We start from the raw sequence: 2,030 nt of genomic DNA, 5'->3' as shown, positions 1-2,030 counted from the left end.
TGATACTTGGCTTATGCCTATTGGCTTGAGATGGCTTTTGATTGATGTAAATCATTTTATGAGTTTTTTTTCGGAGTATTTTCCGTAATTATGATTTTTATTTATTAGGTCAAATAAGATGTCTCGCGAACAAATACGGTTAACAGCAGAAGAACTACAAATTCCTTGCTTGGTTCATTTCACTCAAGCTACCAATTTGCCTAGCATTATGGAGCATGGTCTTATATCTGTTACTGATGCTAACGTACTTAATATCAATCCAGCAATTAATGACGAATTAAGACTTGACGGACACCGTGATGCAATCTCACTCTCGATTGCATTTCCTAATTATCGAATGTTCTACCGGTACAGAAGGGATAATCCTCAAGTTGAGTGGGCTGTTTTAGGTATAGATCCATCGGTCATTTGGCGTAATGACTGTGCTTATTGTTGCCACAATGCAGCAGATATGCGGATCAGTACCCAGCTACTACCTCAACTAAAGACAGCTGAATCATTTTGCGGTATGTTCGCAGAGATTGATGGTTTAGAGCCAAGGCAGACACAACGATTGAATAGCTTTGACCCTACCGATGGACAAGCAGAAGTGCTATCCTTTGATGTTGTAGAACCTCAATACATTTTTGCTGTTGTTTTTAACAATGAAACAACAAAAAATTCTTACCAACATATTCTCGGCAGCAGACAAGTATTAGTTAATAATTCTGGCTCTGGATATTTTGCATCCAGATCATATGTAAGGTAGTTACATGGCGCAAAGACCCGTTTACATTCCGACTGGTGAAAATAGGCTCTATGTCAAAACTGAGTCTGTTGACTTTACTTGGTTTGCTGGGATGTCTGTGAAGCAGAAACAAAAATCTGTAGATTCTTTGCATGAAGCAGCTAAAAATGCATTACCTAATATCTGCAATATTCTCGAAATATCAAGCAAATCTCGTGAGGCTCTTGGTATTGCACTAAGTGCATTTAACCTTTCATTCACAACGTTGAAGCATCAAAGAACCTTGACTATTGAATGTGCGTTTCAAGGGAGCAAAGTGTTTCAGAAAGGTGGCCCTTACACGGACATGTTCGAAATGACATCTCGCGAAGCTAAAAAAGATGCTCGTCTCTTAACTTCCGGGAGACTTATCGGGTTCAAATTTTTTGGCATGGAGTGGGAATTAGAGCCCCTGACTGCTTTTTATGACTGGCTTTATATTAGTGCATTAAAAAAGCGTACGGAACTGGCTGAGCGAATTGTTGAATACGATGCTTTTACAGATATCGAATTTAACCCCGAACGCTCAATAAATTGTCAAGCTTACTCCGCTGCACTGTATGTATCATTGTTCAGGCTAGGCATTCTCAATGAAGCCATTTCCTCGAAGGAAAGTTTCTTAGAAACAATCAAAAGTGTGCCTGTTAGCAATACGCGGCAAAATGAAGTCACTCAATCAGGTTTCGGATTTTGAAATAAACAGGATGCAGGTCACATTTTAACCAACCCCTAGTGTTTGGGGCCATATTGAGGGCCTCATTTTGATCTTAAAATTTAAAATTATTATAATTCATACAGATACATCAAATATTGCATCCAGTCAGAGGAGCCAAATTTAGGGAAGCAGACGTTCACTGACGTCTGCTTTCTGCATTTATATCAACTGGTTATCTCCTTCTGCAGGTTCACCCCCGTTCACTAAAAATCATTCGAAGCCATACCCTTTTGCTGGTAAAGCTGGTTCGATTTGCGTTTTACCAGCACGCGGAGGGAACCGTCATGTCACTGACTGATACTAAAGTAAAAAATGCCAGACCAGCGAAAAAGGCCGTCAAGCTCGCTGACGGGTTTGGCCTCTATCGATTCAAAATACTGGCAGTCAGGCTATCGCTTCGATGGCAAACAGAAGGTGTTTTCTATTGGGGTTTACCTTGCTGTATCGCTTGTCGATGCCAGACAACGCCGTGACGAGGCCAAAAGGCTGCTGGCTCTAAATAGCTGCGCCAAATAGTAGATCACTTTGAGGGAACTCAGCCCGGATTGT

At 40.9% G+C, this 2,030-nt stretch carries 2 protein-coding genes and 1 pseudogene; all 3 read left to right on the top strand.

Features of this window, described 5'->3' with window-relative positions; genetic code table 11:
• Positions 1–118: 118 nt before the first annotated feature.
• Positions 119–748, top strand: a complete 630-nt coding sequence (locus tag ACLD4K_RS21965; RefSeq protein ID WP_411012511.1) for a DarT ssDNA thymidine ADP-ribosyltransferase family protein — start codon at positions 119–121, stop codon at positions 746–748.
• A gap of 4 nt (positions 749–752) precedes the next feature.
• Positions 753–1,460 (top strand): DUF6977 family protein, encoded by a 708-nt coding sequence (locus ACLD4K_RS21960; RefSeq protein ID WP_023251284.1) that lies wholly within the window; start codon positions 753–755, stop codon positions 1,458–1,460.
• Positions 1,461–1,765: 305 nt separating this feature from the next.
• Positions 1,766–1,976: pseudogene (locus ACLD4K_RS21955) on the top strand (Arm DNA-binding domain-containing protein); the annotation flags it as partial.
• Between the last annotated feature and the right edge of the window lie 54 nt (positions 1,977–2,030).

It is taken from the genome of Salmonella sp. 741265055_HSA (assembly GCF_046569525.1).
In the GTDB taxonomy this organism is placed as follows: Bacteria; Pseudomonadota; Gammaproteobacteria; order Enterobacterales; family Enterobacteriaceae; genus Salmonella; species Salmonella enterica.
Note: the sequence above shows the minus strand (reverse complement) of the source record. Positions and strands in the feature narration are given on the sequence as shown.

Excerpts from the sequence above, each read along its gene's own strand:
- ACLD4K_RS21965 (WP_411012511.1), top strand. The coding sequence starts at position 119 with ATGTCTCGCGAACAAATACGGTTAACAGCAGAAGAACTACAAATTCCT.
- ACLD4K_RS21960 (WP_023251284.1), top strand. The coding sequence starts at position 753 with ATGGCGCAAAGACCCGTTTACATTCCGACTGGTGAAAATAGGCTCTAT.